General features: G+C 52.7%; 1 protein-coding gene. It reads right to left on the bottom strand.

From position 1 onward, the window contains the following. Window positions 1-292: triphosphoribosyl-dephospho-CoA synthase (locus LZP73_RS20195; protein WP_234236705.1), on the bottom strand; the 292-nt coding region annotated here is incomplete at both ends.

The raw sequence follows: 292 nt of genomic DNA, 5'->3' as shown, positions 1-292 counted from the left end.
CGTCGCACAAATTGTTATTGGCGTTACCGACTGGTTGAGTTGAAGCAAACGGCCAATTGCCGCACACAGTAGCCCTAAAGAAAAAATGCTGCCTTTATGCGTGTTTACGCCCGCAGTGGCGCGGAACATATCACCTTCGCAAGCCATACCAATTGGGCGTAATCCGTTGAGTACCGCTTCCGGTGCCATTTCTGCACTACAGGCACCAAATTCAATGAAACGGGGTAACCAGCCCTGAATCGCCAGCGCGCTGCGGTGGAAATCTTCCAGCGCCATATCTTTGTGCGCACCG

The organism is Shewanella sp. AS16, from assembly GCF_021412365.1.
In the GTDB taxonomy this organism is placed as follows: Bacteria; Pseudomonadota; Gammaproteobacteria; order Enterobacterales; family Shewanellaceae; genus Shewanella; species Shewanella salipaludis.
This window is presented reverse-complemented; position numbering and strand designations above follow the sequence as displayed.